The organism is Novosphingobium sp. ZN18A2, from assembly GCF_036784765.1.
Taxonomy (GTDB): domain Bacteria; phylum Pseudomonadota; class Alphaproteobacteria; order Sphingomonadales; family Sphingomonadaceae; genus Novosphingobium.
Map to the genome: position 1 here is coordinate 2,259,214 of NZ_CP136651.1, position 24,737 is coordinate 2,283,950.

Genomic DNA, 24,737 nt, shown 5'->3' on the forward strand with positions numbered 1-24,737 from the left:
ACACCACGGTTCGCATTGGCAGTTGCTCCGGAAACCAGATCATGGGCCGCGAAGCTAACGGGACGGGCCGCTTGCGCAAGGGCTTTTTCCCCAGCCTTGCGCAGTTTGTTCAAGGCTCTAGAACGCGTGACCATGTCCACTACGTTCCAGCTCGACACCGCGACCAGCCGCGCCAACCCCACTCCGGCCCCGATGAAGCGGCTTACCGTTCCCGCGATACGGCAGCGCAAGAAGGACGGCGTTACCGCCGAACCCATCGTGATGCTGACGGCCTATACCGCCCGGCAGGCACAGTTGCTGGATGCGCATTGCGACCTGCTGCTGGTCGGGGATTCGCTGGGCCAGGTGATTTACGGCCTGCCCTCCAGCATTCCGGTCACGCTGGACATGATGGCCGCGCACGGCGCGGCGGTGGTGCGCGGCAGCTATCACTCGGTCGTACTCGTCGATATGCCGTTCGGCAGCTACGAGGCCTCTCCGCAGGCCGCGTTCGAAAGTGCGTCGCGGCTGTTGAAGGAAACGGGCTGCGCGGGCGTGAAGCTGGAAGGCGGCGAAGCCATGGCAGAGACGGTTGCCTTTCTCACGCAGCGCGGAATCCCCGTGATGGGACACGTGGGCCTTACCCCCCAGGCGGTGAACGTTCTGGGCGGATACAACGCGCGCGGGCGCAGCGATGCAGAGGCGGACAAGATCGTGTCCGACGCGAAAGCGCTGGCGGACGCCGGCGCCTTCGCGATCGTGGTGGAAGGCGTGGTGGAACCCATCGCCATCGCCGTGACCGAGGCGGTCCCCTGCCCCGTCATCGGCATCGGCGGTTCCGCCCGGTGCGACGGACAGGTTCTGGTCACGGAAGACATGCTGGGCATGTTCGAGCGCGTTCCGCGTTTCGTGAAGCGTTACGAGGAAATCGCCGAAACGATCGACGGCGCGGTCGGGCGCTATGCGGCCGATGTTCGCGCGCGGACCTTTCCGGGCGCGGAAAATACCTATCAACCGAGGAAATAACCCTCCTGCCCGATTGCGCCGCCCCGCCACGACCGACTAACTAGTGGTCCGATTCTGACATTTGCATCCCCGCCAGCCAGGTGGCGACCAATTTCAGAATAGATCCACCAGGACCGGTGTCCGGAGGAGGTTCCGCTTGCTGCGCCAATATTATGGCTCATTGATATTCACACTGGCCTGCATCGTGCTGGCCGTCGTCTATGGCTGGACCGAAACAGGCACCGTAACCGGCACACTTTCGCTGGTGTGGATCGTGGTCGTCCTGTCCATCCTCGAAGTGTCCCTCTCGTTCGACAACGCCGTGGTCAACGCCGCGGTGCTGGAGGACATGGACGAAGTCTGGCAGCGGCGATTCCTTACCTGGGGCATGGTGTTCGCGGTATTCGGGATGCGGATCGTGTTCCCGCTGGCCATCGTGGCCATCGCGGCGGGTCTCGGCCCCGCCGAGGCGCTGCGCCTGTCGCTTGAACAGCCGCAGGAATACGAACGCATCGTCAGCAGCGCGCACGTGGGCATCGCCGGATTTGGCGGGGCGTTCCTTGCGATGGTGGGCCTCAGCTTCTTTTTCGACGGCGAAAAGGACATCCACTGGATCACCGCCATCGAAAAGGCGCTGACCAAGATCAGCCATATCAAGGCCGCCGAAATCGGCTTTCTGCTGTTGGCGCTTTACGGCATTTCGTTGTTGCTGCCCGAACACGAGGCGCTGACCTTCCTTGTTTCGGGCATCCTCGGCATCGTCGCTTTCATTTCGGTCGAAGCGATCAGCACGGTTCTGGAACTGAGCGACAAGGCACGCCAGGCGGCGGGGCTTGCGGTGCGATCTGGCCTTGGCGGGTTCCTCTACCTCAACGTGCTGGACGCATCGTTCAGCTTCGACGGCGTGATCGGCGCGTTCGCGCTGTCGAACAACATGGTGGTGATCGCGCTGGGCCTTTCCATCGGCGCGATGTTCGTTCGTTCGATGACGATCATGCTCGTCCGCCGGGGGACGCTTGGCGAATATCTTTACCTTGAGCACGGGGCGTTCTGGGCGATCATCGCGCTGGGTGGGATCATGCTCGCTTCGGCCCGCTGGCCCATTCCCGAAACGGTTACGGGGTTGATTGGCGCGGTATTGATCGGCCTTTCGCTCTATTGGTCGATCCGGCACAACCGCCGCTGCGCAGAAGAGCGGGCGGCCGACTTTTCCGCGGCGGAATAATCAGGCCGCCGCCGCGCGGTTCAGCCGCGTGGCCAGAGGTGCGCTGATCACCAGCTGGCTCAGGTGATAGACCAGCACAGGCACCAGGATCATGCCCGCGACGTCCGGCTTGAACAACACGGCGGCAAGCGGCGCGCCCATCGCGATGGATTTCTGCCCGCCGGCGTAAAGCATCGTTATCCGCGTCGGCCGGTCAAGGCGCAGCGCGCCGCCCAGCAACCATGCGCCGCCGAACCCCAGCACCAGGAACCCGGCGACCAGCGCCAGGACCAGCGCCCAGTCGCCCAGCGAAACCAGCGTCCACAATCCCGCGACGACCGCGCCCGAAAACGCGACATAGACCGCGATCGCGATCGACGTCCGGTCCATCCACGTGGCAAGCTGCCTGTGTTCGCGCACGATATGGCCGAACCGCCCCTGCGCGATCTGGCCGATGGCGAAGGGCAGCAGCAGGATCGTCGCGACCTTGACGATGCCCGACGCGTCGATACCGCCCGCCCTGCCTCCGGCAAGCGCGGTAAACAGCGGTGCGGTAACGAAAACGCCAAGGATATTGGTCACCGCCGCCGCAATCACCGAGGCGGCGACATTCCCGCCGGCAAGCGAGGAATAGGCAGTGGCGGACTGCACCGTGGACGGCAGTGCGCCCAGAAACAGGAAGCCCGTTGCCACCGTCACCGGCAGGAACATTCCGGCAAGATGCGACAGGCCCAGCCCGGCAAGCGTCATCGCGCCGAACACCCAGGCGAGCAGCGGCGCAAGCAGGCGCAGGTTCGACAATCCGGCAACGACCTCGCGGCGCGGCAGGCGCAGCCCGTTTAGCAGGAACAGCATGAAAACGGCCGTCGCGGAAACGAACTGCGCCACATCGTGCGCGCGCCCGCGCACCGGCGCTATCGTTGCCAGCACGATAGCGACGATCAGCAACCGGACCAGCGGGTCCGGCACCAGTCCCAGAACGCGGCGGACCAAGCGTCAGCCAGCAGACTTGCCGGCCAGGCTTGGCTTGGGCGCGGGCGTTGCCGAAAAGCGGGGCGCGGGTGCGGGCATGACCATGCCGCCGTCCTCCACGAACGTACCGCGTCCGGCGTTATGCGGATGGCCCGGCGCTTCGGTCAGGCTCAGGACCGGCGCGAAGCAGATGTCCGTGCCATCCATGATCGCGCACCATTCGTCGCGCGTCCTGGTCTTGAACAGAACCGTAAGCCTGTCCTTCAGCTCAGGCCAACGGCCCGCGTCCATCTGCGCGGTAAAATCGGGATCGTCGTTCAATCCGGTGTGTTCCATCAGCAGGGCATAGAACTGCGGCTCTATCGATCCAATCGATATCCACTTGCCGTCCGCCGTTTCATACGTGTCATAGAAGTGCGCGCCGGAATCGAGCAGGTTCACGCCGCGCTCGTCCTTCCACATCCCGTTGCCCAGGAAGCTGAAAGTCATCGCCGAAAGGATTGCCGCGCCGTCTACCATCGCGCAATCGACGACCTGGCCCTTGCCGGTGCCACGTGCGTTCAGGATCGCGGAAACGACGCCGAAGGCCATCATCATGCCGCCGCCGCCGAAATCGCCGACGGCATTGACGGGGAAGGTCGGCTTTTCGCCCTTGCGACCATAGCTGTGCAGCGCGCCCGACAGGGCGATATAGTTGATATCGTGCCCGGCAAGCGGGGCCATCGGGCCGTCCTGCCCCCACCCGGTCATGCGTCCATAGACGAGCTTCGGGTTGTCGGAGAGCAGCACGTCCGGCCCCAGGCCCAACCGCTCCATCACGCCGGGACGGAACCCCTCCACGATGGCGTCGGCATCCTTCACCATGTCGCGGATACGGGCGATGGCGGACGCGTCCTTCATATCGAGTTCGATCCGCTCGCGATTGCGGTTCAGGATATCGCGGTTGCCATTGTCGCCAAAGCGGCCGGACGTTCCGGGGCGTTCGATCCGGATAACCCGCGCGCCATGATCGGCCAGCATCATGCAGGCGAATGGCCCCGGCCCGATTCCGGCGAATTCGATTACCGTAACACCTTCAAGAACCCCGGCCATGCTTGCATCTCCCTTGATCTCAATGTCGATTTAATCGCGCGATTGAATTTCGCACTAGCCAAGGGAGAGCCGGGAAGTCGAGGACTATTTCCCCGTTTGTCGGTTCAACGGCCCTGCCGCATCGGCCTGGCGCAGAAGGTCGCGCGGAAGCGCGCCACCGTCACCGCCGCTTTTCAACGCCTGGCCATAGGCGCGTGCGGCAAACGGGCTGCCTGGCTGCGCGCGATAGGCAAGGCTGGCCAGATCCGTGGCGCGCGGAATGTCACCCTCTTCCAGCGCCATCGCCGAACGCTGCGCAAGCGATAGCGGGCCGCCCTGACTGCGCGCGGCAAGTGCGGCAAGAAGGCGCGACGCATCGTTCCAGCGCCCTGCCCGCGCGTCTCCGGCCGCAAGCAGGCGCATGGCCTCGATATCGCGGGGCTCGTGCGCAAGATAACCGGCAGCGGCCGCATCGGCCTGCGCATCCTGCCCGGACGCACGCAGGGCGCCGACAAGGCGAGCCAGCAAATCCGCGCTGTGCCGTATCGCCATCGCCTTGCGGTAATCGGCAACGGCCCCGGCGGGATCGCCAGAGGCCACGCGCACATCGCCCACCAGCGCCTGCGCATCGGAAGAGCCCGGATTGGCGTTTCGCAGCACGATCGCCGCCTGCAGCGCGCGGTCGCTGTCTCCGGCGGCCAGAAGCGAGCGGATAAAGGGCACGGCATTGCCGGCCGCATAGGGCGCATCGGCATAGCTTATGGCAAGAACGCCAAGCGGCTGGCGCGCCTCCATCGGTGAAAACGGTGTCTGCACCGCCCCGACAACACGTTCCAGCAGCGGCGCTGCCCGCGCCCGCTCTCCCCGCTCTTCCAGCGCGCGGGCTGCCAGCGCCACGAGATAGGGCGACGCGCCGTCTTTCATCGCCTGGCCGCCGAAGCGGCGCAACAGATCTTCCCAGTCGCCGTCGCGCGCCAGTGCACGCGCCAGCAAATCGCGCGCGCGCAGATTGTCCGGCTGCATCCGCACCAGCCGGTCGAGGTATTCGATCGCAAGGTTGATGTTGCCCGCCCTGAATTCCAGCACGCCGTTGAGCAGGATCGCCCCCGCGCTGTCCCTGAGGGCGGTGCCCGTTTTCAGCATCAGGCGCCGCGCAAGGTCCGTCTCTCCGGCGCGCGCAGCCAGCACCGCCTGCAGGTAATACCCGCGCGGATTGCCCGGATCGGCCTTCATCAGCGCGCGCGTCGCGGCCAGCATTTCGCGATAGCGGCCCGCATCGCCAAGCGTTGCCGCATATTCGGCGAGCAAACCCTTGTCGGCAGGCGCCAGGGCCAGCCCCCGTTCGAAAACCGCCAATGCGGGGACAAGGCCGTGGCGTTCACGCACCATCAGTCCCAGCATCTCCAAAGCGCGCGGGTCTTGCGGGCCGAGTTGCGCCGCGCGCCGCGCTGCGTCGAATGCCTGGGCCTGCTCCCCTCCAAGGAAGCGCAGCCGCGCGATGTCCACCCACAACCGGGGATCGCGCGCATCGATGCGCAGAGCCTGGTCGAAAGCCTTGCCCGCTGCGGGCAGATCGCCCTGCGCGATGGCCAGTTCGCCGCGCGCACGCCAGCCAGACCCTTCGGTGCCCGGCGCGAAATGGCCATTTGCAAGAACATCCTGCGCGGCGTCGAGATTGCCTTCCAGCAAAAGCGCCTTGCCAAGGTAGGCCCGTGTCGCGTCGGCCGGAACACCGCGGCTTTCCGCTTCGCGCAACGTCACTTCGGCGGTTACGCCATCCCCCGCCGCAATCGCCGCCCTTGCCCTGGCGATCGCCGCCGTCGCATCCGGCGCACCGTCCGCGCGCGCCGGGCCGGCCAATGCCAGCCCCGCCAGCGCCAGTCCGGCCAGCAGCCCCAGCGCGAGCGGGACGGGCCTAGGCCTGAAGGTCGTACTGCTTGAGCAGGTCATACAGCGTCGGCCGGCTGATCCCGAGCAACCGCGCGGTATTGGATATGTTTCCTTCGCTGCGGGCCAGCGCGTGGCGGATCACCCGCCGGTCGGCAAGTTCGCGCGCGCTTTTCAGGTTCAGCGGATTTTCCGCTTCTTCGGACCGCTCCACAAGGTCCAGATCCTCGCCCGACACCAGCTTGCCGTCCGCCATGATCACCGCGCGTTTCACCCGGTTTTCCAGTTCGCGGACGTTCCCCGGCCAGTTCCAGCCGTCGATCGCGGCAAGCGCATCGGGCGCGAAGCCCTTTACCTGCGGGTTCATTTCCTTGGCAAAGCGCGTCAGGAAGGCCTTGGCCAGAAGCACCGCGTCGCCCGGCCGGTCGGCAAGGCTGGGTATCTTGATGACGATTTCGGCCAGACGGTAGAACAGGTCTTCCCGGAAGCGGCCATCCGCGATCATCGCTTCAAGATCCTGGTGCGTCGCGCAGACGATGCGCGTATCGACCGCAATCGACTTGCGCCCGCCGATGCGTTCGATGGTCCGTTCCTGAAGGAAGCGCAACAGTTTGACCTGGAGCGGAAGCGGAATATCGCCCACTTCGTCAAGGAACAGCGTGCCGCCCTCGGCCTGTTCGATCTTGCCTTCGGTTGTTTTCACCGCGCCGGTGAAGGCGCCCTTTTCGTGGCCGAACAGTTCGGATTCCAGAAGGTTTTCCGGGATCGCGGCGCAATTGATCGCAACAAAGGTGTTACCGGCGCGGTCGCTTGCCTCGTGCAACCCGCGCGCCAGCAGTTCCTTGCCCGTCCCGCTTGCGCCCAGCAGCATGACGGAGACATTCGTGTTGGCCACGCGCTCAATCGTGCGGGCGACGCGCACCATTTCCGGCGCGGCGGTTATCATGCCGCCAAGCACGCGGTTTCCGTCGTTCGCGCGCGTCGCCAGCACGCGGTTCTCGTTCTCGATCCGGTGCAGGTGCAATGCGCGGCGGACAATCAGGCCCAGTGCATCGATATCGACGGGCTTCTGGTAGAAATCGTAGGCACCCTTCTCGATTGCCGTCAGCGCGCTTTCGCGCGCGCCGTGCCCGGACGCCACGATCACCTTGGTGTCGGGCTTCAGGGCCATGATCTCGTCAAGAACGGCGAACCCCTCGCTCACGCCGTCTGGATCGGGCGGCAGGCCCAGATCCAGCGTCACGACCGCGGGCTCCTCAGACCGGAGCAGCGCAATCGCGCTCGCACGGTCACCGGCGATGTGGACCTCGAAATCGTCATAGGACCACTTGAGCTGGGCCTGGAGCCCGGGGTCGTCCTCGACGATGAGAAGCTTTGGCAATTGCCCTTGCTTATCGCTCATCACGCTACCCTTGTTCCCTGATTGTTGTCAGTGCCGGCATCCTCGGCCTCGATCATCGTCGCCGCCGAAGAGAGCGGCAGGCGCACGCTGAAACGGCTGCCGATGCCTTCGCGGCTTTCGACATCGAGCCTGCCGTGCATTGCCCGCACCAGTTCGCGCGCTTCGAATGCCCCGATGCCGAAGCCGTTCGGCTTCGACGAGACAAACGGCTTGAACAGCCGCGTGCGGACGAATTCCGCGCTCATGCCCGAACCGCTGTCGATCACGTCGATCCGCGCGAAAACACCGTCTATCGTGGCGTTCAGGAACACCGGAATGTCGCGCTGGCTGGCATCCAGCGCATTCTGCACAAGATGCTGCAGAACCTGTTCCAGCGTCTCACGGTCGGCCAGAACCTCACAATCCTGGCATTCCGATACATAGACACGCTGTCCGTCCGGGCCGTTGTATCGCGCCGCCACGGCTTCCAGCACGTCGCAGGCCGGAACCGGCCGGGTTCGACCGGCTCCGTTCTGGCCATAGCGCGAAAGGCGGGCAAGCAAGGCGTTCAGCTTTTCCGAAGCATTATGCAGCGTCACCAGCATGTCGGCGCGGAAGGCGGGGTTGTCGGCATGGCGTTCTGCATTGCGCGACAGCAGCGAAAGCTGGCTGGCCAGGTTCTTGATATCGTGCATGACAAAGGCGATGCGCCGGTTGAACTCGTCGAACCGGCTCGCCTCAAGCAGCGCGACCTGGCCTGCATGTTCCGCCAGATAGCTTGCCAGCTGCTGGCCCGCCACGCGCAACAGGTCGAAGTCTTCCCAGTCCAGCTTGCGGGCAATCGGCGGCCGGCCCAGTACCACCAGGCCGACCATGCGATCGAAGTGGAGCAAAGGCACCAGCGCCCAGGCGTTGCGGTCTTCGCGCAGCCAGTCGGGCACCGCGGCCGCCTCTCCGGCGTGGTCGATCCCGCTGCGCACCTCGTCCAGATCGACGATAAAGGTGCCGCGTTCGAAAAAGGCGATGGCGCCGGGCGGAAGCGCCTCTGCCGGAACATCGGCGGATCGCCATTGCCACCGCGCGCCCAGAACGAATTCACCCTGTTCTCCCGGTACGAGCAGAAGACCGTTCGCGCTGTCGGTAATATCGGCAATTGCCTGCACCAGCCGCTCGTTCAGCGGCGGCGCGCCGTTGCCCGCGCGGCCTATCGTCTGCGTGAAGCGCAGCCATTCGGACCGGTAATCGTAACGATGCTGGAAAAGGTGCTTGGCCACGGTAACTTTCAGCCAGGCCCGCAAGCGGCCCGAAGGCAGCAGCCAGACGCACAGCACCGTCGTGACCAGCGCGAACGCCAGTTGGGCAAGACGCCCCGCCCCGCCGCCGAACCACGCCAGCGATTGCGCGGCGCCGACCATGACGATCAGGTAGATGCCGATAACCAGCAACGACAGCGACTGGAACGCCACCGTGCGCGAAGGCGAAAAACGCAAGGGCGCGCGCCGGCGCACCGCACCGATCGCCAGAAGCAGCGCCAGCGCAACCTGCGCCGCGCCGCGCATGGCCACCAGTTCCGGCGGGACGACCGACGCGAGATAGGCGATGGTGAAGAAGTTGAGGTCGTACCCCCACATCACCGCAAGTGCCGCACAGGTCCACCGCATCGTCGCGCGCTGGCGCGCCATCGAACGGGCATAAAGGTTGTGCACCAGCACCAGCGCCCCGATGGCCACCAGCAACCGGAACATCACGGAAAGCTGGAGGATCATGCCCTCCACCGCGTGCGCGCCTTCGAATTTCAGGCGCATGGCCAGCAGCACGGGCTGCATCAGTTCCACGAATGCAAGGGCCGCGATAACCGGACGGATGGGACGCAATCCCTGGTCGAGGTCATCTTCAGCGAACATCACGAAAAGCGTGGCGATCCAGGCAAGGTTGCGGGCGCTTTCGCCAACCTGTGCGGCCGTGGAAAACGCCCCTCCGGCTGCCACCAGCAGGCACCAGCCAGCGGTAATGAACAGCGCGACAACCTGCATCCGCCCACCGGCAATCGTGCGGTCGCCGCGCTGCCACATCCACACCGCAAGCAGCGCGCAGCAGAAGGCCGCGCCAAGATGCGTCCACTGGCCGAAGCCGGTCCAGACAAACGGATTGCCCATCGCCCTAGCGCGCTCCCTCGTGCCACAGCACGACGCGCAGCGTCTGCAACAGGATCAGAAGATCCAGGAACGGCGTGTAGTTCTTCGCGTAATACAGATCGAATTCAAGCTTGTGGCGCGAATCCTCTATCGACGCGCCATAGGGATAATTGATCTGCGCCCAGCCGGTGATGCCCGGCTTCACCATGTGGCGTTCGGCATAGAAGGGAAGCTGTTCTTCAAGATCAGAAACGAATTCGGGCCGTTCCGGCCGCGGACCGACGAAGCTCATCTCGCCCTTCAGGACGCTCCACGCCTGGGGAAGTTCGTCTATCCGCACCTTGCGGATGAAACGGCCGATGCGCGTGACGCGCGGATCGTTCTCCTGCGCGAACTGCGCGCCGCCCGCTTCGGCGTCGGTCCGCATCGAGCGCAGCTTGATCACCGCGAACGGTTCTCCGTAAAGCCCCACCCGCGTCTGGCGGAAGAACGCCGGACCTTTGCTGTCCAGCTTCACCAGAAGCGCGAACAGGCCAATGACGGGGAACGTGATCGCAAGGATCAGCGTGGAAACCGAAACGTCGAAAACGCGCTTGAGCGCACTCGAAAACATCCGGCCCGATGAAAAACCGTCCGAAAAGATAAGCCAGCTTGGATTGACGGTATCCAGATCGACCCGCCCCGTCTCACGCTCGAGAAAGGTCGAAAAATCGTTCACGTGCACGCCGGTCGTCTTGATCCGCAGCAGGTCTTTCAGCGGCAGCGCGTTGCGCCGCTCTTCCAGTGCCAGGACCACCTCGCTCACGCCCAGGTTCTCGACGAAGCGCGTAAGGTTGTGGATGGCAGACCGGCTGATCGCCTCTTCCACGATGTGCGGTCCCTCGGTCATGCCGACATAGCCGACGATAGCGAAACCGGATTCCGGCCGCTCACCCAGCGCGCGCAGCCGGTCCGCGCGCTGCCCCGCGCCCAGTACCAGCACGCGGCGGCGGAATGCAGAGGTACCCAGCAAGCCGCCCAGCAGAAGGCGGACGGCGAACAGCAGCGCCATGGCGATGAACATCGCGTAAAACAGGTTCGACCGCCACAAGGTGTGGCTGGGAACAAGGAAATAGACCACGGACAGCGCGATGATGCCCATGCTGATCGCGACCAGCAGGCGCGCCGTCGCATAGCGCATCGATCGCAACGCCTCCGACCCGTAAACCCCGACCGAAATCATCGCCGTCTGGATCAGCACGGAGAATATCAGCAAAGGGACCAGCCGATCCGCGAACGGGCCGAAATCCATGCCGATCTGCCGCGCACGCACGATCCAGCCCAGTTCGCCCGAAATCATCAGCAAAGCGAAATCGAGCAGGCCGAGCAAGAGCACCGCGTGCGGTATGTAGTGCTTGAAAAGACGGATCATCTGGCCTTCGACACTCTGCGTTCCGGCCCATTTCCGGGCCTTTCCACCGTCCTAGGGCCAAGGCGTAAAATGTCGGTAAATCTGACAGCGCCCGGATGCGGGGCTACATTTTGTAAACCACGCAAAGGCGCGCGCCGCCGTGGCAGCGCGCGCCGTGCAAGGTCTGTCTGTCGAAAAGTCTTACAGCGCGGCGATCAGTTTTCGCCGACCTTCTCCGCGGCTGTCTGGGCTGCATCGCCCACCTTCTGCGCCGCCGTGCCCACGTCCTTTGCAGCCCCGGCGATGGCGTTGTCCTTCGCGGCTTCGCTGCCGCTGGCGTTCGCGAAAAGATAGATGCCGACGGCCAGCGCCGCGACAAGGACGATGGCAATCACCCAGCCGGCACCGCTCGATCCGCCGCCGCTTTCCTTTATTACCGTGGTATGCGTATGCGTGTTTCCACCGGGTTCGTTTACCTCTGTCGTGCGCTCTTCGGTCATCAATTCATCCCCTTCGTATCGCTTGTCGTTGCGGGATAAACATCCGAAACGGCGTCAAGGTTCCGCCCGTTCGCGCACAGAGCATCCGAAAGAGTGCCTGTTACGGGTGGCAGCCGCGCCGCTTCCCTGCCATGCTGGCAACCATGCGGCAGAAGGAATTGCGCATCGCGCTGGTTTGTTACGGGGGCATCAGCCTGGCCGTTTACATGCATGGCGTGACCAAGGAGATCTGGTACGCCACGCGCGCCAGCCGGGCATTTCACGAAGGATCGGACCCATCGTCCGGGGTGGAAGCGGTCTATCGCCGCATGCTCGAGGAAATAGAGATGTCGCGCGATATGCGCCTGCGCATCCTGCCCGACATTGTGGCGGGGGCCAGCGCTGGCGGGATCAACGGCGTGTTCCTGGCGCAGGCAATCGCCACCGGGCAAAGCATAGAGCCGCTGACCCGCCTGTGGCTGGACAAGGCGGATATCGACGTCCTGCTCGATCCCGACGCCAAACCGTGGAGCCGCTTTGCCAAGTTCTGGGCGCAGCCGCTGGTGTGGTTCGTCCTTTCGCGCCCCGGCAACGTGGTGTCGAGCACGGTGGCCCCTGAGACGCGGGCCGAAGTGCGCCGCAAGGTCTCTCGCCTGATCCGCGCGCGGTGGTTTGCCCCGCCCTTCAGCGGCATCGGGTTTTCGCGCCTGATTGCGGACGCGCTGGAAGCGATGGAGGCGCGCTGCGACGGTGCGCCGCTGCTTCCGCCGGGCCACCCGCTCGACCTTTCGGTGACGGCGACCGACTTCAACGGCCACCCGCAGACGTTGCGGCTCAACAGTCCGCCGCTGGTAACGGAAAGCGAACACCGCCTGACGATCGGGTTCCGCCGCAATGTTTCGCAGGGCGAGCACCGCGACCTCGCCGCGCGGCCGGAGCTTGTCTATGCGGCGCGCGCAACCGCCAGCTTCCCCGGCGCCTTCCCGCCGCTGGTGGTGGGCGAGATCGACGATCTTGATCGCGAGCGGAAGTTCGGCTGGCCGGGGCGCAGCGATTTTCTCGCCCGCATCATGCCCAACCGCTGGAAGCGCGGCGAAGCGGAGGATGCGGCGCTGGTCGACGGCGCGGTTCTGGTGAATGCCCCCTTCGCGCAGGCCATAGCCGTGCTGGCGGACCGCCCCGCCCAACGCGAAGTGGACCGGCGCTTCGTCTATATCGATCCGCGCCCCGACCACATGCGAATGACGTCAGAGGAAGCCCATGCCAACGGCGGGCAGACGGTCGGCTTCTTTTCCGCGATTCTCGGATCGCTTTCCTCGATCCCGCGCGAACAGCCGATCCGCGACAACCTGGAAGTGCTGGAAGAGGAATCGCGCCAGCGTGCCCGGATGCGCACCATCGTCGATTCGATGCGCCCGGAGATCGAGGAAGCGGTTGAAAAGCTGTTCGGCTATACGCTGTTCCTCGACCGGCCGACGCCGGCCCGACTGATCGCGTGGCGCAACAAGGCGCAGCAGGCGGCGGCAGAGCGGGCCGGATTCGCCTTCAACGCCTATGCCCAGGTGAAGGTGGACGGCATCGTGCGGCACCTGGCCGAAACGGTGTGCGCCGCCGCACCCGAAGCCGCGACCCGCGACGCGGTGGAGGCCGCGCTGTGGAACCACTTGCGCGAAAGCGGGCTCGACAAGCTGGCAACGCTGCGCAAGGGCGCGACGCCCGAGGCCGTGGACTTTTTCCGCTCGCACGACATCCTGTTCCGCATCCGCCGACTGAAGCTGCTGGCGCGGCGACTGGCGCATGACTGGGACGACATGGAAGATATCGCGCCCGATGCGCGCGAAGCCGCGCGCGACGCGGTGTTCCGCGCGCAGGCACTGTATCAGGGGCGCGAGCGTCTTTCCGGCCTTGGCCCCGGTTTCGAGGAAACCGCCGCGGTGGCGACCAGCGATCCGGGCGCGGTGCTTTCCGTGATGGCGGCAAGGCGCGACCTGAAGGGAATTGACCTGCGGGTGGACGCGATGCTGATCGATGCCTTGCAGGGCATGGATCGCCCGCTGCGCCGCCGCGTCCTGCTCGCCTACCTGGGCTTCCCGTTTTACGATGTGGCGACGCTGCCGATGCTACAGGGCGAAGGCCTGGGCGAATTCGACCCGGTGAAGGTGGATCGCATCAGCCCCGATGATGCGCATTCGATCCGGCCCGGCGGCACTTTCGCGTGCCTGCGCGGCGTGGAGTTCTTCAACTTCGGCGCATTCTTCAGCCGCGCCTATCGCGAGAACGACTATCTTTGGGGCCGGCTGCATGGCGCCGAACGGGTGATCGACATCATCGCCTCCACGTCCGAAGAGCCGCTGGCAGACCATGTGATCCGCGCATTGAAGCGCGACGCGTTCCTGGCGATCCTGGAAGAAGAACGGGATCGGCTGACGACCGAGCCGGGACTGGTGGACAGGATTTGCGGTGAAGTGGAAGCGGCTTTCGCGAAAGGATGCGACGCCCCGCAAGGGTGACGCCGTTTCCCCCGCACCAGACCCACGCCGTGCTGGCTGGTATTATTCCGTCAACCCGCCCAGCGCGTCTTTCAGCTTTTCGAAAAAGCCTTTCGATTGCGGGCATTCCTCACCGGTTTCGGTTTCCTGGAACTCGCGCAGGATTTCCTTCTGCCGCGCTGAAAGCTTCGTCGGCGTTTCGACCTGGATTTCTATCACCAGATCGCCGTGGCCGCGGCCTTGCAGCACGGGCATGCCCGCGCCGCGCTTCCTCAACTGCTTGCCCGACTGGATGCCGGAAGGAATGTCGACCGTGTGTCGTGATCCGTCCAGCCCGGGAATCTCGATCTGACCGCCCAGTGCCGCGGTGGTGAAACTGATCGGCGCATGGGTGACAAGCGTCGTCCCTTCGCGTTCGAACACCTTGTGCCGTTTTACGTGAAGGAAGATGTACAGATCGCCCGGAGGCGCGCCCATCGGCCCTGCCTCGCCCTTGCCGGCCAGGCGGATTCGCGTGCCGGAATCGACGCCCGGCGGAATCTGCACGTCCAGCGTCTGGAGCTTGTCCACCCGGCCTTCGCCCCGGCAATCGCGACATGGCTTTTCGATAACCTCGCCCCGGCCGTGGCAGTTGGGGCAGGCCCGCTCAACCATGAAAAAGCCCTGCTGCGCGCGCACCTTGCCGCGCCCGCCGCACAGGTTGCACGTGCGTGCGCTGGTGCCCGGCTCCGCGCCCGATCCGCTGCAGGTATCGCAGGCTTGCGATACTTCCACCTCGATCTGGGTTTCCTTGCCGTGGAAGGCTTCTTCCAGGCTGATCTCCATGTCATAGCGCAAGTCCGCGCCGCGCCGCGCCTGCGCGCGACCGCCGCCGCCGAACGCGCCGCCGAAGATCGTTTCGAAAATATCGCTGATATCGGCGAAATCGCCCGCGCCGCCGCCGAAACCGCCGCCGCCCATTCCGCCCTGTTCGAACGCGGCATGGCCATAACGGTCATAGGCTGCGCGCTTTTGCGGATCGGAAAGGCAGGCGTAAGCGCCGCTGATCGCCTTGAACTTGGCTTCCGATTCCGCGCAGCCCGGATTCTTGTCCGGGTGATAGCGCATGGCAAGCCGGCGATAGGCGGACTTGATCGTCTTGTCGTCCGCGGTGCGCTCTACCTCGAGCAGCTCGTAAAAATCTGTGGTGACTGACATTGCCCCGTCCCGAACGTCACCCGCCACCCGCGCAATCACGCGGATGGCGAGATCGGTTCATAGCCCTATCAGCCCTTGTTTTCGTCGACTTCCGAGAACTCGGCATCGACGACATCTTCATCGTCGCTACCGGCCGAGGAAGTCTCGGCACCGGCACCGCCCGGCGAAGCGGCCGCGGCCTGTTCCTGTTCGTAGATCGACTGGCCCATCTTCATGGCGACTTCGGTCAGCGCCTGGGTCTTTGCGGTCATCGCTTCGGAATCGCCGCCTTCGATCGCGGTCTTCAGCTCTGCCACGGCAGCCTCGACCTCGCCCTTGAGCGTGGCGTCGACCTTGTCGCCGTGTTCGGCAAGCTGCTGTTCGGTCGCATGGACCAGACTTTCCGCGTTGTTCTTGGCTTCCGCCGCTTCACGCCGCTTCTTGTCGTCTTCCGCGAACTTTTCCGCATCCTTGACCATCTGGTCGATGTCGGTTTCCGAAAGGCCGCCGGACGCCTGGATCTTGATCTGCTGTTCCTTGCCGGTGCCCTTGTCCTTGGCACTGACGTTCACGATGCCGTTCGCGTCGATGTCGAACGTAACCTCGATCTGCGGAACGCCGCGCCGCGCCGGCGGGATGCCGACAAGGTCGAACTGGCCGAGCAGCTTGTTGTCCGAAGCCATCTCACGCTCGCCCTGGAACACGCGGATCGTCACCGCCTGCTGGTTATCCTCGGCGGTTGAGAAGACCTGGCTCTTCTTGCTGGGGATCGTGGTGTTGCGGTCGATCATGCGGGTGAACACGCCGCCCAGCGTCTCAATGCCCAGCGAAAGCGGGGTCACGTCGAGCAGCAGCACGTCCTTGACGTCGCCCTGAAGCACGCCGGCCTGGATCGCCGCGCCCATCGCGACGACTTCGTCCGGGTTCACGCCGGTGTGCGGTTCCTTGCCGAAGAAGTCCTTCACGACCTCGCGCACCTTGGGCATGCGGGTCATGCCGCCCACCAGCACGACATCGTCGATCTGGCTGGCGGAAACGCCGGCGTCGGCCAGCGCCTTCTTGCAGGGGTCCAGCGTGCGCTGGATCAGGTCGGCAACCAGCTTTTCAAGGTCGGCGCGCGAAATGGTTTCCACAAGGTGGAGCGGCGTGGTGCTGCCGCCTTCCATGCGCGCGGTGATGAACGGCAGGTTGATTTCGGTGGTCTGCGCGCTCGACAGTTCGATCTTGGCCTTTTCGGCAGCTTCCTTGAGCCTTTGAAGAGCGAGCTTGTCGGTCTTCAGGTCCATGTTTTCCTTGGCCTTGAACTTGTCGGCCAGGTACTCGACCAGCTTGGAGTCGAAGTCCTCGCCGCCAAGGAAGGTGTCGCCGTTGGTGGACTTCACCTCGAACACGCCGTCGCCGATCTCGAGGATCGAGATGTCGAAGGTGCCGCCGCCAAGGTCATAAACGGCAATGGTCTTGCCGTCGTCCTTGTCGAGGCCATAGGCCAGCGCGGCCGCGGTCGGCTCGTTGATGATGCGCAGCACTTCAAGGCCCGCGATCTGGCCGGCGTCCTTGGTCGCCTGGCGCTGCGCGTCGTTGAAGTACGCCGGAACGGTGATAACCGCCTGGGTAACGGTTTCGCCAAGATAGCTTTCGGCGGTTTCCTTCATCTTCTGAAGGATGAAGGCGCTGATCTGCGACGGGCTGTAATCCTCGCCGCCCGCGTTGACCCACGCATCGCCGTTCTTGCCCTTGGCGATGGTATAGGGGACGAGTTCCATGTCCTTCTTGGTCATGGGATCGTCGAAACGGCGGCCGATAAGGCGCTTCACCGCGAAAATCGTATTGTCGGGGTTGGTAACCGCCTGGCGCTTCGCAGGCTGCCCGATCAGCCGCTCACCATCCTTGGTGAACGCGACGATCGAGGGCGTGGTGCGCGCGCCTTCGGAATTTTCGATAACCTTCGGTTTCCCGCCGTCCATGACCGCGACGCAGCTGTTGGTCGTGCCGAGGTCGATACCGATAACTTTTGCCATGGTTTCCCCATTTCCTTTCACTTGAGACACCGCCTGGCTGGCACCCCCCGATGCAGGGCAAGTCCCGGTTTGCGGCTCCGATGGGGGCGATATAGGTGCGCTTTGACTTGGCACAAGGGCCGCACGCACCTACTTCCACACCAATAGCAAAGCAGGAGCCCAACCGCATGCGCATGTCCCTTCGCCCCGTCGGCATCGCCGCCGCCCCCGTCCTGTCGCTTGGCCTGGCCCTGGCTCTTGCCGGGTGCGGCACCAATGCGCCGGAACCGGCCGCCAGCGAAAGCGCCGCCGCGGCCGAAGCGCCTGGCCCTGCCGCGCCGGCCGGCGTTTCGGTCACCGATGCGACCGTGAAGCTGCCCGCCGCCACCGGACGGCCCGGCGCGGCCTATTTCACCGTCACGCAAAACGGAGGCGAACCGCACAGGATCGCCAGCGTCCATGTCGACGGCGTCGGCCGCACCGAGATGCACGAAACGGTGATGGACGGAAAAATTTCGACGATGCGGCCGGTTGCCGATGTCGCGGTGGAGCCGGGCAAGCCGCTGGTGTTCAAGCCGGGCGGCCTGCACGTGATGCTGTTCGATTTCGACGGATCGCTGAAGGCCGGCGGGACGACAGAGCTTACCGTCACGTTCGAAAATGGCGACAAGGCCAGTGTTCCGGCAGATGTCGTGACCGCCGGGGAAATGCCTGGCGCGATGGATCATTCGGGCCACATGTAACGCAGTGGGCGCGGCAGACGATCACGCCCTGCCGCCCGGCGGCGAAAGGCCGCTGACGGCGGGCGAGATCGCGCTTGTGCGCGCCATGTTCGGCACGGCGGTGGAAACGGATGCGGTGCGCATCCGGCGGCGGCGCTTTTTCCCGTTCCAGCCGCGACAGGTGGCGATGGCGCCTTGCGGGCACGTGCATTTCCACCCGCGCGGATCGCTCTACCACGACGATTTCAGCCTTGCCCCGCTAACCATGCAGAGCCTGTTCCTGCACGAGATGACGCACGTCTGGCAGGCGCAGCAGCGCGGCCGCTGGTATCTGGTGCTGATGCGCCACCCGCTGTGCCGATATGATTATGCGGTGCGCGCGGGCTGGCCGCTGGCGCGCTATGGCCTGGAACAGCAGGCGGAAATCGTGCGCCACGCCTTTCTGATGCGAAATGGCGTGCGCATTACGGGCGTCGCGGAAAGCGAAGTCCTGGAATCGATCCTTCCGTTCGGCCCATCCGGTCGGCCCATGCGCGCGACATAGCCTGACCGGTCAGCGGCAGCGCACCCGGTATTCGCGACCATAACCGTCGCGGCGATAGCATTTACCGTCCTTTTTGATCAGCGCCCCGCCGGCGGCACCCGCCGCAGCGCCGATGGCGGCCCCCTTGGCAACGTTTCCATCGGTAACGGCGGCAACGCCGGCGCCCGCCGCGGCCCCTGCCAGCGCACCTTCGCCGGCATAATTTCGCGCGCAGCCGCCCAGCGCAAGCGCGCCAGCGGCAATCGGCACAAGAACAAGCATTTTCATGGCGATCTCCGGATTTCGTGTCGTACCTGAAAGGTACGGATCATCCTCCCCGCCGGTTCCCGATTGCACGACGGATTGCCCGCCGACGTGGACAAATCGCATCGAAACGATTGCCGCGACACGCCGAAAGCAGTATCTATTGAAACCAACCGGGCGGCCGAACCCGCGCCCGGTCCTTACGGGAGAGACATGGAACTGTCCGACTATGGGCTGTCGCGCACGCGCGGCTACCTTTCGCATTTCGAGATCGACGAGATCGCCCTTCCCGAAATTCTCGACCCGCACGTCGAAGCGGCAGAGCGCCTTTCCGGCCTGTTGACCAGCGGCCGGGTGCGCACCTGGCTGGAAGCCCTGCCCGATCCGGCCATCGAAGGCTGGGCGCGCGAAGCCCGCGAAGAGCAGGTTCGCGCCGCGATGGTGCGCTTCAGCTTCCTGGTGCAAGCCTATGTCTGGGGAGAGGAGCAAGCCCCCCGGCACCTGCCCGCCAACCTTGCCCGGCCCATCGTCGCGCTGGCGGACCGGCTTGGGCAGGCGCCGCTGCTGCCCTATTCGGGATACGTGCTGGATAACTGGGCGCGGATCGACAAGTCCGGCCCGGTCGCGCTCGACAACGTGCGCATGGTGCAGAACTTCCTTGGCGGTATGGACGAGAACTGGTTCGTCCTTGTCCATGTCGCGATAGAGGCAGAGGCCGGCGTGCTGCTGGACAATGCGGTAAAGGTGGTGCGCGCCGCCGACCGGGGCGACGCGGCAATGGCCGAACGCCTGCTGATCGAAAACGACCTGGCGTGGGAAAAGATATACGCCGCCTTCGCGCGAATGCCGGAACGCTGCGATCCCTATATCTATTTCAACCGCGTGCGCCCCTATATCCACGGCTGGGCCAACAACCCCGCGCTGGACGGCGGACTAGTCTATGACGGCGTCGAAAAGTTCGGCGGAAAGCCGCAGGCGCTACGCGGGCAGACCGGATCGCAAAGTTCCATCGTCCCGGCGATGGATGCGCTGTTCGGCGTTCGCCACGGCGACGATCCGCTGAAGCACTTCCTTGACGAGTTGCACCAGTATCGCCCGGTGGCGCACCGGCGTTTCATCGAAGATCTGGGCAAGCATTCGACGCTGCGGGAATTCGTGGCCGGGGCCGGGTCGTCCACCCTGCGCGAGGCATTCAACGCCAATATCGAGCAGGTTGCGCGCTTCCGCACGCATCACCTTGAATACGCGGCAAGTTATATCAACAAGCAGATGGGCGCGGCGCGCGGCAACGACCCGGACGTAGGCACGGGCGGCACGCCGTTCATGAAATACCTGAAGAAACACCGCGACGAGAACCGCGCGCAGATCGTGTGACCCGTTTCGCCTGAAGAAAACGGCGAGGCTCGCGGCTGGCGCGGGCCTCGCCTTTCGTGTCACACATCGCGGACACAGGAGGTTCCGCGATGCCGCACACCGTAAACCATGATGCCATCCTCGATCGTCTCGCCGCCACCCGCGGCGGCGTGCGTAACGTCTTCGACACGCTGGACCCTGCGCGAACCGCCCATATCGTGGTCGACATGCAAAACGGCTTCATGGAGGCCGGCGCGCCGGTAGAAGTGCCTGCGGCGCGCACGGTCGTTAACGAAATCAACCGGTTGAGCGCGGCTTTCCGTGCGGCTGGTGGCCGAAACTATTTCCTGCGCTACACCACGCCCAACGGAGACGTGCCGGGATGGCCGATCATGTGGGCACGGCGGGCGCAGCGGAACACAAGGAAGCCTTCTCGCCCGGCGCCCATCACTGGCAACTGTGGCCCGAAATCGAAATCGCGGAAGGCGACACGGTCGTGGACAAGCATCGTTTCAGCGCGTTCACGCCAAACACTTGCGAATTGCCCGCGCTTCTCAAGGCCGACGGCATCGACACCGTGGTGATCAGCGGCACACTGACCAATTGCTGCTGCGAAAGCACTGCGCGCGACGCAATGCAGAACAACTATCGCGTCATCATGGCCGCCGACGCCAACGCTGCGCTCAGCGACGAGGAACACGCAGCCACATTGCACATACTCGCGATGGTCTTCGCGGACCTGCGTTCCGTTGAAGAACTGGAAGGCATGCTGGCCGCCGGAGCTTCGGCCCAAGCAGCCTGAGCGGTTCCCGGCGCTAGCGGCGCTAGTCCGGCTTCTTCGCCACCACCACCATTGCCGGGCGCAGCAGGCGGTCCTTGATCATGTAACCGGCCTGGAGCTCCTGCACCACGGTGCCCGGCTCGTGCTCGCTGCTCGGCTGCTCCATCATCGCCTGGTGCTGGTGCGGGTCGAGCGGCAGGCCCTTGGCCGCGATGCGGCTGATGCCGTGCTGGCCGAAGACCTTGTCGATCTCGCGCTGGGTTGCCTCGATGCCGGCGATGAAGTTTTTCAGCCGCTCGTCCTCGCGCACCTCGGCGGAAATCGATTCGAGCGCGCGGGCCAGGTTGTCGGATACCGAAAGAATGTCGCGCGCAAAGCCGGTGGCGGCATAGGAGCGCGCGTCTGCGATGTCCTTTTCCAGCCGGCGGCGCACGTTCTGCGTCTCGGCGCGGGCATAGAGCACTTCCTGCTTCGCTTCGGCGAGTTCGTCGTTCAGCTTGCCGAGCGTCTGGTCGATCGAGTCGAGCGCGGCTTCGTCTTCCTCGCCCCCGATCAGCTCTTCCGGCACGCCCTTCAGTTCGGCTTCTGCTTCTTCGTCGCGGGGCCGCGTGTCGTCACTGTTCATTTGCGCGAAAATCCGTCCTGTCCGATCAATTTGCCCAGCGATTGGGCGGTGAAGTCAACGATGGGGACGACGCGGGCATAATTCAACCGCGTAGGGCCGATCACGCCCACTACCCCCACCACGCGTCCGTCCGCGTCGCGCCAGGGCGACGCGACCACGGACGAGCCGGAAAGCGAGAACAAACGGTTCTCGCTGCCGATGAAAATACGCGTCGACTGCGCTTCGCGTGCCGCTTCCAGCACCCCGGCGATGGCCTGCGCGTTTTCCAGTTCGTCCAGCAACTGGCGCACCCGCTCGATATCGCCAAGCGCGCTTTCGTCAAGCAGGTTCGCCTGCCCGCGCACCACCAGCACCGGGCGGTCCGCCGCGTCGACGCTCCATACCGCAAGCCCGCGCTCCACAAGGTCGGCGCTTGCCGCATCCAGCGCGCTGCGGCCCGACGAGATTTCCTTGCGCACCAGCGCGGCCGCCTCGCCCAGCGTGCGGCCCATCAGCCGCGCGGTCAGGTAATTGCCCGCCTCTTCCAGCGCGGAGGGCGGAACGGCGGCGGGCAGGTCGATCACCCGGTTTTCCACCGCGCCGTCCTCACCAACCAGAACGGCAAGCGCGCGCGCGGGGCCAAGCGGGACGAACGCGATCTGCGACAGGCGCTGTTCGCGCCGCGGCACCATGACCACGCCCGCCCCCGCCGAAAGTTCGGACAGGGCGGACGATGCAGCGGCAAGCGCCGCCTCGATCGAGCCGCCCTCTGCCAGCCCGCGCTCTATCTGCGCGCGTTCGGCAGCAGACGGTTCGGCCACTTGCATGATCCCGTCCACGAACAGCCGCAGCCCCACCTCGGTCGGCATCCGCCCGGCGCTGGTGTGCGGCGCGGCGAGAAGCCCCGCATCCTGCAACTCTTGCAGGACGGAACGGATCGAGGCGGGCGAAAGATTCACCCCGCCCGGACCCGCCAGCGTTTTCGAGCCGACCGGGTGACCGCTGGCAATATAGCCTTCGACCACAAGCCGAAAAATATCGCGGGCGCGGTCTGACAGGTCGGAGATGGGCGGCGTGGGCATGACGGACAATCTAGAGTGCACTCTTGCAGGCTCAAGGCCATTGCGCCAAACGGCAGGCAAACTGCAAGAGGACATTCCATGCGACCTTCCGGCCGTGCACCCGACGAGATGCGCGCGATTTCGATCGAGACCAACTTCACCAAGCACGCCGAAGGCTCTGTGCTGATCGGCTTCGGCGACACGCGCGTGCTGGTCACCGCGAGCGTTGAAGAACGCCTGCCGCCGTGGCTGCGCGGCAAGGGCGAAGGCTGGGTGACGGCCGAATACTCGATGCTGCCGCGCGCCACGCACACGCGTGGTAGCCGCGAGGCGGCGAAGGGCAAGCAGTCGGGACGAACGCAGGAAATCCAGCGGCTTATCGGCCGTTCCCTGCGCGCCGTCACCGACCTCAAGAAGCTCGGCGAGCGCCAGATCACGCTCGATTGCGACGTGATCCAGGCCGACGGCGGCACGCGCACCGCCTCGATCTCGGGCGCGTGGGTCGCGCTGCGGCTCGCGGTTCAGGGGCTGCTCGAATCGGGTGCGATCAGCGAAGATCCGCTGACCGAGAAGGTCGCGGCGATTTCGTGCGGCATCCATCAGGGCACGCCGGTGCTCGACCTCGATTATATCGAAGACTCCTCGGCCGATGCCGACGCGAACTTCGTGCTGATCGAAGGTGGCAAGATCGCAGAAGTGCAGGCGACCGCCGAAGGCGCAACTTACGACGAGGAAGGTCTGCTGCGCCTGCTGCGCCTCGCCCGCATGGGCTGCGACCGCATCTTCGAAGCGCAGGAAAAGGCGGTCCGGTGACGCGCAGGCTGGGCGGCGAGACGCTGGTTATCGCCACGCACAATTCGGGCAAGCTGAAGGAAATCCAGGCGCTGCTGGAACCTTACGGGATCAAGTGCATCTCGGCCGGGTCACTCGGCCTGCCCGAGCCGCCCGAAACCGGCACGACATTTACCGAAAACGCGCTGATCAAGGCGCGCGCGGCGACGGAGGCGGCGCAATTGCCCGCGTTGGCGGACGATTCGGGCCTGTGCGTCGATGCGCTGGGCGGCGCGCCGGGCGTCTATACCGCCGACTGGGCCGAAGCTGCGCGGTTCGAGGGCGGACCGGGGCGTGACTGGTACATGGCGATGGGCAAGGTGGAAGGAAAGCTTCAGCACCTGGGGACGGATACGCCGCGCGGTTGCCATTTCGCCTGCGTGCTGGCCATCGCCTGGCCCGACGGCGAATGGACCGCCTATGAAGGCCGCGCCCAAGGCACCCTAACCTGGCCGCCGCGCGGCACGCTGGGCTTTGGCTATGATCCGGTATTCGTGCCGCTGGGCGATACGCGCACGTTTGCCGAACTGGACCCCGCCGAAAAGCACGCCATCAGCCACCGCGCCGATGCGTTTGCGAAACTGGTGGCGGACCAGTTCGAAGCCTAGGCGGCGAGCAATGAACGGCCGGTTTCACGCGAGGCAGGGCCAGTAACAGGCGCTCTGGGCATTACGACGTTGCGGACCGGGCGCATGTGCCCACCCCACTGCGACTAGCACCGCCTTCGGTGGCGCAAGTCTCGCTCTCCTCCCGCTTGCGGGAGGGGTTGGGGGTGGGCCAGCGCAACGCCCGCTCTCCCGCATTTCGGCCAGCCCAAAGGCGTCGCACGATTCCCGATGGCGCGAACAGTCATTCATACCGGCGAACGACCAACGCCCCGCAAAAAACGTCAGGGAACGGCTACCCCGACCGTGTTTCCGGCGGGCCAGTAGCGGCAGACGAGGAAATCGTCGCGCGCATTGTGCGCCACCGCGCAGCCCACTTCCTTCGTGCCGGGCCAGATCAGCTGCGTGTAATGCCCCACGTCTTCCCATCGGCCCGTATCGGAAACGCCGGGGAACGTCCCGCGCACGAAGTGCTGTCGTTCGTTCACGAAGGCGCCGACCATGAAATCGGCATCGTAGCGGCCCGCCGCGCCCATCCACAGGTTTTCGCCCGCGCCGTGGCGTTCGGACCAGCTGGCGTGGACCATGCGCCCCTGCCGCGCGAGCACTTGCGCCCAGCCTTCGGCCTGCTGCGCCAGCTTGTGGCTCCACGAAAGGCGCGCAATGCCCAGCCGATCCCGCTCCAGATTGTGTTGCGCCAGCAGTTCGCGCGCAAAGCGGTTCGGCCCCGCGGCCTGCTGCGCCGTGGCCGATTGGCCCGTCAATGCAAGTGCGACGGCAGCGCCCAGCACCGCCAATACCCGTCCCGTCTTCATGGCCGTGTACCTT

General features: G+C 65.1%; 23 protein-coding genes. 9 read left to right on the plus strand and 14 right to left on the minus strand.

The genetic code is table 11. The features are described from left to right. Positions 1-132 precede the first annotated feature (132 nt). Both panB and RXV95_RS10845 read left to right on the plus strand, forming a co-directional pair. Positions 133-1,005: a 3-methyl-2-oxobutanoate hydroxymethyltransferase gene (gene panB, locus RXV95_RS10840; RefSeq protein ID WP_338466067.1), complete on the plus strand. Its 873-nt coding sequence runs from the start codon at positions 133-135 to the stop codon at positions 1,003-1,005. 136 nt (positions 1,006-1,141) lie between these two features. After that, positions 1,142-2,209 (plus strand): DUF475 domain-containing protein, encoded by a 1,068-nt coding sequence (locus RXV95_RS10845; protein ID WP_338466068.1) that lies wholly within the window; start codon positions 1,142-1,144, stop codon positions 2,207-2,209. Here RXV95_RS10845 and RXV95_RS10850 read toward each other — a convergent pair whose 3' ends face one another. The 7 genes from RXV95_RS10850 to RXV95_RS10880 all read right to left on the minus strand — a co-directional run bounded on the left by RXV95_RS10850 (position 2,210) and on the right by RXV95_RS10880 (position 11,524). Continuing rightward, the gene (locus RXV95_RS10850) at positions 2,210-3,181 is read right to left on the minus strand and encodes a bile acid:sodium symporter family protein (protein ID WP_338466069.1); all 972 of its coding nucleotides are present in this window, start codon (positions 3,179-3,181) and stop codon (positions 2,210-2,212) included. Positions 3,182-3,184: 3 nt separating this feature from the next. Beyond that, a complete protein-coding gene (locus tag RXV95_RS10855) occupies positions 3,185-4,252 on the minus strand; it encodes a CaiB/BaiF CoA-transferase family protein (protein WP_338466070.1) in 1,068 nt (355 codons plus the stop codon). An 84-nt stretch (positions 4,253-4,336) separates the two neighbouring features. After that, positions 4,337-6,181 (minus strand): tetratricopeptide repeat protein, encoded by a 1,845-nt coding sequence (locus RXV95_RS10860; RefSeq protein ID WP_338466071.1) that lies wholly within the window; start codon positions 6,179-6,181, stop codon positions 4,337-4,339. Further along, positions 6,147-7,520, minus strand: a complete 1,374-nt coding sequence (gene prsR, locus RXV95_RS10865) for a PEP-CTERM-box response regulator transcription factor (protein WP_338466072.1) — start codon at positions 7,518-7,520, stop codon at positions 6,147-6,149. The genes RXV95_RS10860 and prsR overlap by 35 nt, the downstream gene beginning before the upstream one ends. Next, the gene (prsK, locus tag RXV95_RS10870; RefSeq protein WP_338466073.1) at positions 7,520-9,655 is read right to left on the minus strand and encodes an XrtA/PEP-CTERM system histidine kinase PrsK; all 2,136 of its coding nucleotides are present in this window, start codon (positions 9,653-9,655) and stop codon (positions 7,520-7,522) included. Before prsK ends, prsR begins: the two co-directional genes overlap by 1 nt. A 4-nt stretch (positions 9,656-9,659) precedes the next feature. Next, complete coding sequence (locus RXV95_RS10875) at positions 9,660-11,045, minus strand: TIGR03013 family XrtA/PEP-CTERM system glycosyltransferase (RefSeq protein WP_338466074.1); 1,386 nt, start codon at positions 11,043-11,045, stop codon at positions 9,660-9,662. 194 nt (positions 11,046-11,239) lie between these two features. Beyond that, positions 11,240-11,524, minus strand: coding sequence for a hypothetical protein (locus tag RXV95_RS10880; RefSeq protein ID WP_338466075.1), 285 nt, complete (start codon positions 11,522-11,524; stop codon positions 11,240-11,242). Between the two features lie 143 nt (positions 11,525-11,667). Here RXV95_RS10880 and RXV95_RS10885 point away from each other — a divergent pair, with 143 nt between their 5' ends. Next, positions 11,668-14,013 (plus strand): patatin-like protein, encoded by a 2,346-nt coding sequence (locus RXV95_RS10885; protein WP_338468551.1) that lies wholly within the window; start codon positions 11,668-11,670, stop codon positions 14,011-14,013. A 42-nt stretch (positions 14,014-14,055) separates the two neighbouring features. Here RXV95_RS10885 and dnaJ read toward each other — a convergent pair whose 3' ends face one another. Further along, positions 14,056-15,189, minus strand: coding sequence for a molecular chaperone DnaJ (gene dnaJ / locus RXV95_RS10890; RefSeq protein WP_338466076.1), 1,134 nt, complete (start codon positions 15,187-15,189; stop codon positions 14,056-14,058). A 68-nt stretch (positions 15,190-15,257) separates the two neighbouring features. Continuing rightward, positions 15,258-17,186, minus strand: a complete 1,929-nt coding sequence (gene dnaK / locus RXV95_RS10895; protein WP_338466077.1) for a molecular chaperone DnaK — start codon at positions 17,184-17,186, stop codon at positions 15,258-15,260. Between the two features lie 173 nt (positions 17,187-17,359). On the opposite strand from dnaK, the gene RXV95_RS10900 reads away from it, so the two are divergent. Together RXV95_RS10900 and RXV95_RS10905 are read left to right on the plus strand one after the other, a co-directional pair. Then, on the plus strand, positions 17,360-17,908 hold the full coding sequence (locus tag RXV95_RS10900) for a copper chaperone PCu(A)C (protein ID WP_338466078.1): 549 nt from the start codon (positions 17,360-17,362) through the stop codon (positions 17,906-17,908). An 85-nt stretch (positions 17,909-17,993) separates the two neighbouring features. Then, positions 17,994-18,431: a vgr related protein gene (locus tag RXV95_RS10905; RefSeq protein WP_338468552.1), complete on the plus strand. Its 438-nt coding sequence runs from the start codon at positions 17,994-17,996 to the stop codon at positions 18,429-18,431. A gap of 9 nt (positions 18,432-18,440) precedes the next feature. On the opposite strand, the gene RXV95_RS10910 is transcribed toward RXV95_RS10905, so the two are convergent. After that, positions 18,441-18,698, minus strand: coding sequence for a hypothetical protein (locus RXV95_RS10910; RefSeq protein ID WP_338466079.1), 258 nt, complete (start codon positions 18,696-18,698; stop codon positions 18,441-18,443). A gap of 189 nt (positions 18,699-18,887) precedes the next feature. On the opposite strand from RXV95_RS10910, the gene RXV95_RS10915 reads away from it, so the two are divergent. Next, the gene (locus RXV95_RS10915; protein WP_338466080.1) at positions 18,888-20,048 is read left to right on the plus strand and encodes an indoleamine 2,3-dioxygenase; all 1,161 of its coding nucleotides are present in this window, start codon (positions 18,888-18,890) and stop codon (positions 20,046-20,048) included. 59 nt (positions 20,049-20,107) lie between these two features. Here the strand turns inward: RXV95_RS10915 and RXV95_RS10920 are convergent, their stop codons facing one another. Continuing rightward, positions 20,108-20,260 (minus strand): hypothetical protein, encoded by a 153-nt coding sequence (locus tag RXV95_RS10920; RefSeq protein ID WP_338466081.1) that lies wholly within the window; start codon positions 20,258-20,260, stop codon positions 20,108-20,110. A 149-nt stretch (positions 20,261-20,409) separates the two neighbouring features. Here RXV95_RS10920 and RXV95_RS10925 point away from each other — a divergent pair, with 149 nt between their 5' ends. Next, positions 20,410-20,829 (plus strand): isochorismatase family cysteine hydrolase, encoded by a 420-nt coding sequence (locus RXV95_RS10925; RefSeq protein ID WP_338466082.1) that lies wholly within the window; start codon positions 20,410-20,412, stop codon positions 20,827-20,829. Between the two features lie 22 nt (positions 20,830-20,851). Here RXV95_RS10925 and grpE read toward each other — a convergent pair whose 3' ends face one another. Beyond that, entirely contained in the window at positions 20,852-21,433 is a 582-nt protein-coding gene (gene grpE / locus RXV95_RS10930; protein ID WP_338466083.1) for a nucleotide exchange factor GrpE, read from the minus strand. Beyond that, positions 21,430-22,494 carry a heat-inducible transcriptional repressor HrcA gene (gene hrcA, locus RXV95_RS10935; RefSeq protein WP_338466084.1) on the minus strand — a complete coding sequence of 355 codons (1,065 nt, stop codon included), beginning with the start codon at positions 22,492-22,494 and terminating at the stop codon, positions 21,430-21,432. The genes grpE and hrcA overlap by 4 nt, the downstream gene beginning before the upstream one ends. 78 nt (positions 22,495-22,572) lie before the next feature. On the opposite strand from hrcA, the gene rph reads away from it, so the two are divergent. Both rph and rdgB read left to right on the plus strand, forming a co-directional pair. Then, complete coding sequence (rph, locus tag RXV95_RS10940; RefSeq protein ID WP_338466085.1) at positions 22,573-23,286, plus strand: ribonuclease PH; 714 nt, start codon at positions 22,573-22,575, stop codon at positions 23,284-23,286. After that, the gene (gene rdgB / locus RXV95_RS10945; protein ID WP_338466086.1) at positions 23,283-23,912 is read left to right on the plus strand and encodes an RdgB/HAM1 family non-canonical purine NTP pyrophosphatase; all 630 of its coding nucleotides are present in this window, start codon (positions 23,283-23,285) and stop codon (positions 23,910-23,912) included. Before rph ends, rdgB begins: the two co-directional genes overlap by 4 nt. 281 nt (positions 23,913-24,193) lie before the next feature. On the opposite strand, the gene RXV95_RS10950 is transcribed toward rdgB, so the two are convergent. Continuing rightward, the gene (locus RXV95_RS10950) at positions 24,194-24,724 is read right to left on the minus strand and encodes a CAP domain-containing protein (RefSeq protein ID WP_338466087.1); all 531 of its coding nucleotides are present in this window, start codon (positions 24,722-24,724) and stop codon (positions 24,194-24,196) included. Positions 24,725-24,737 lie beyond the last annotated feature (13 nt).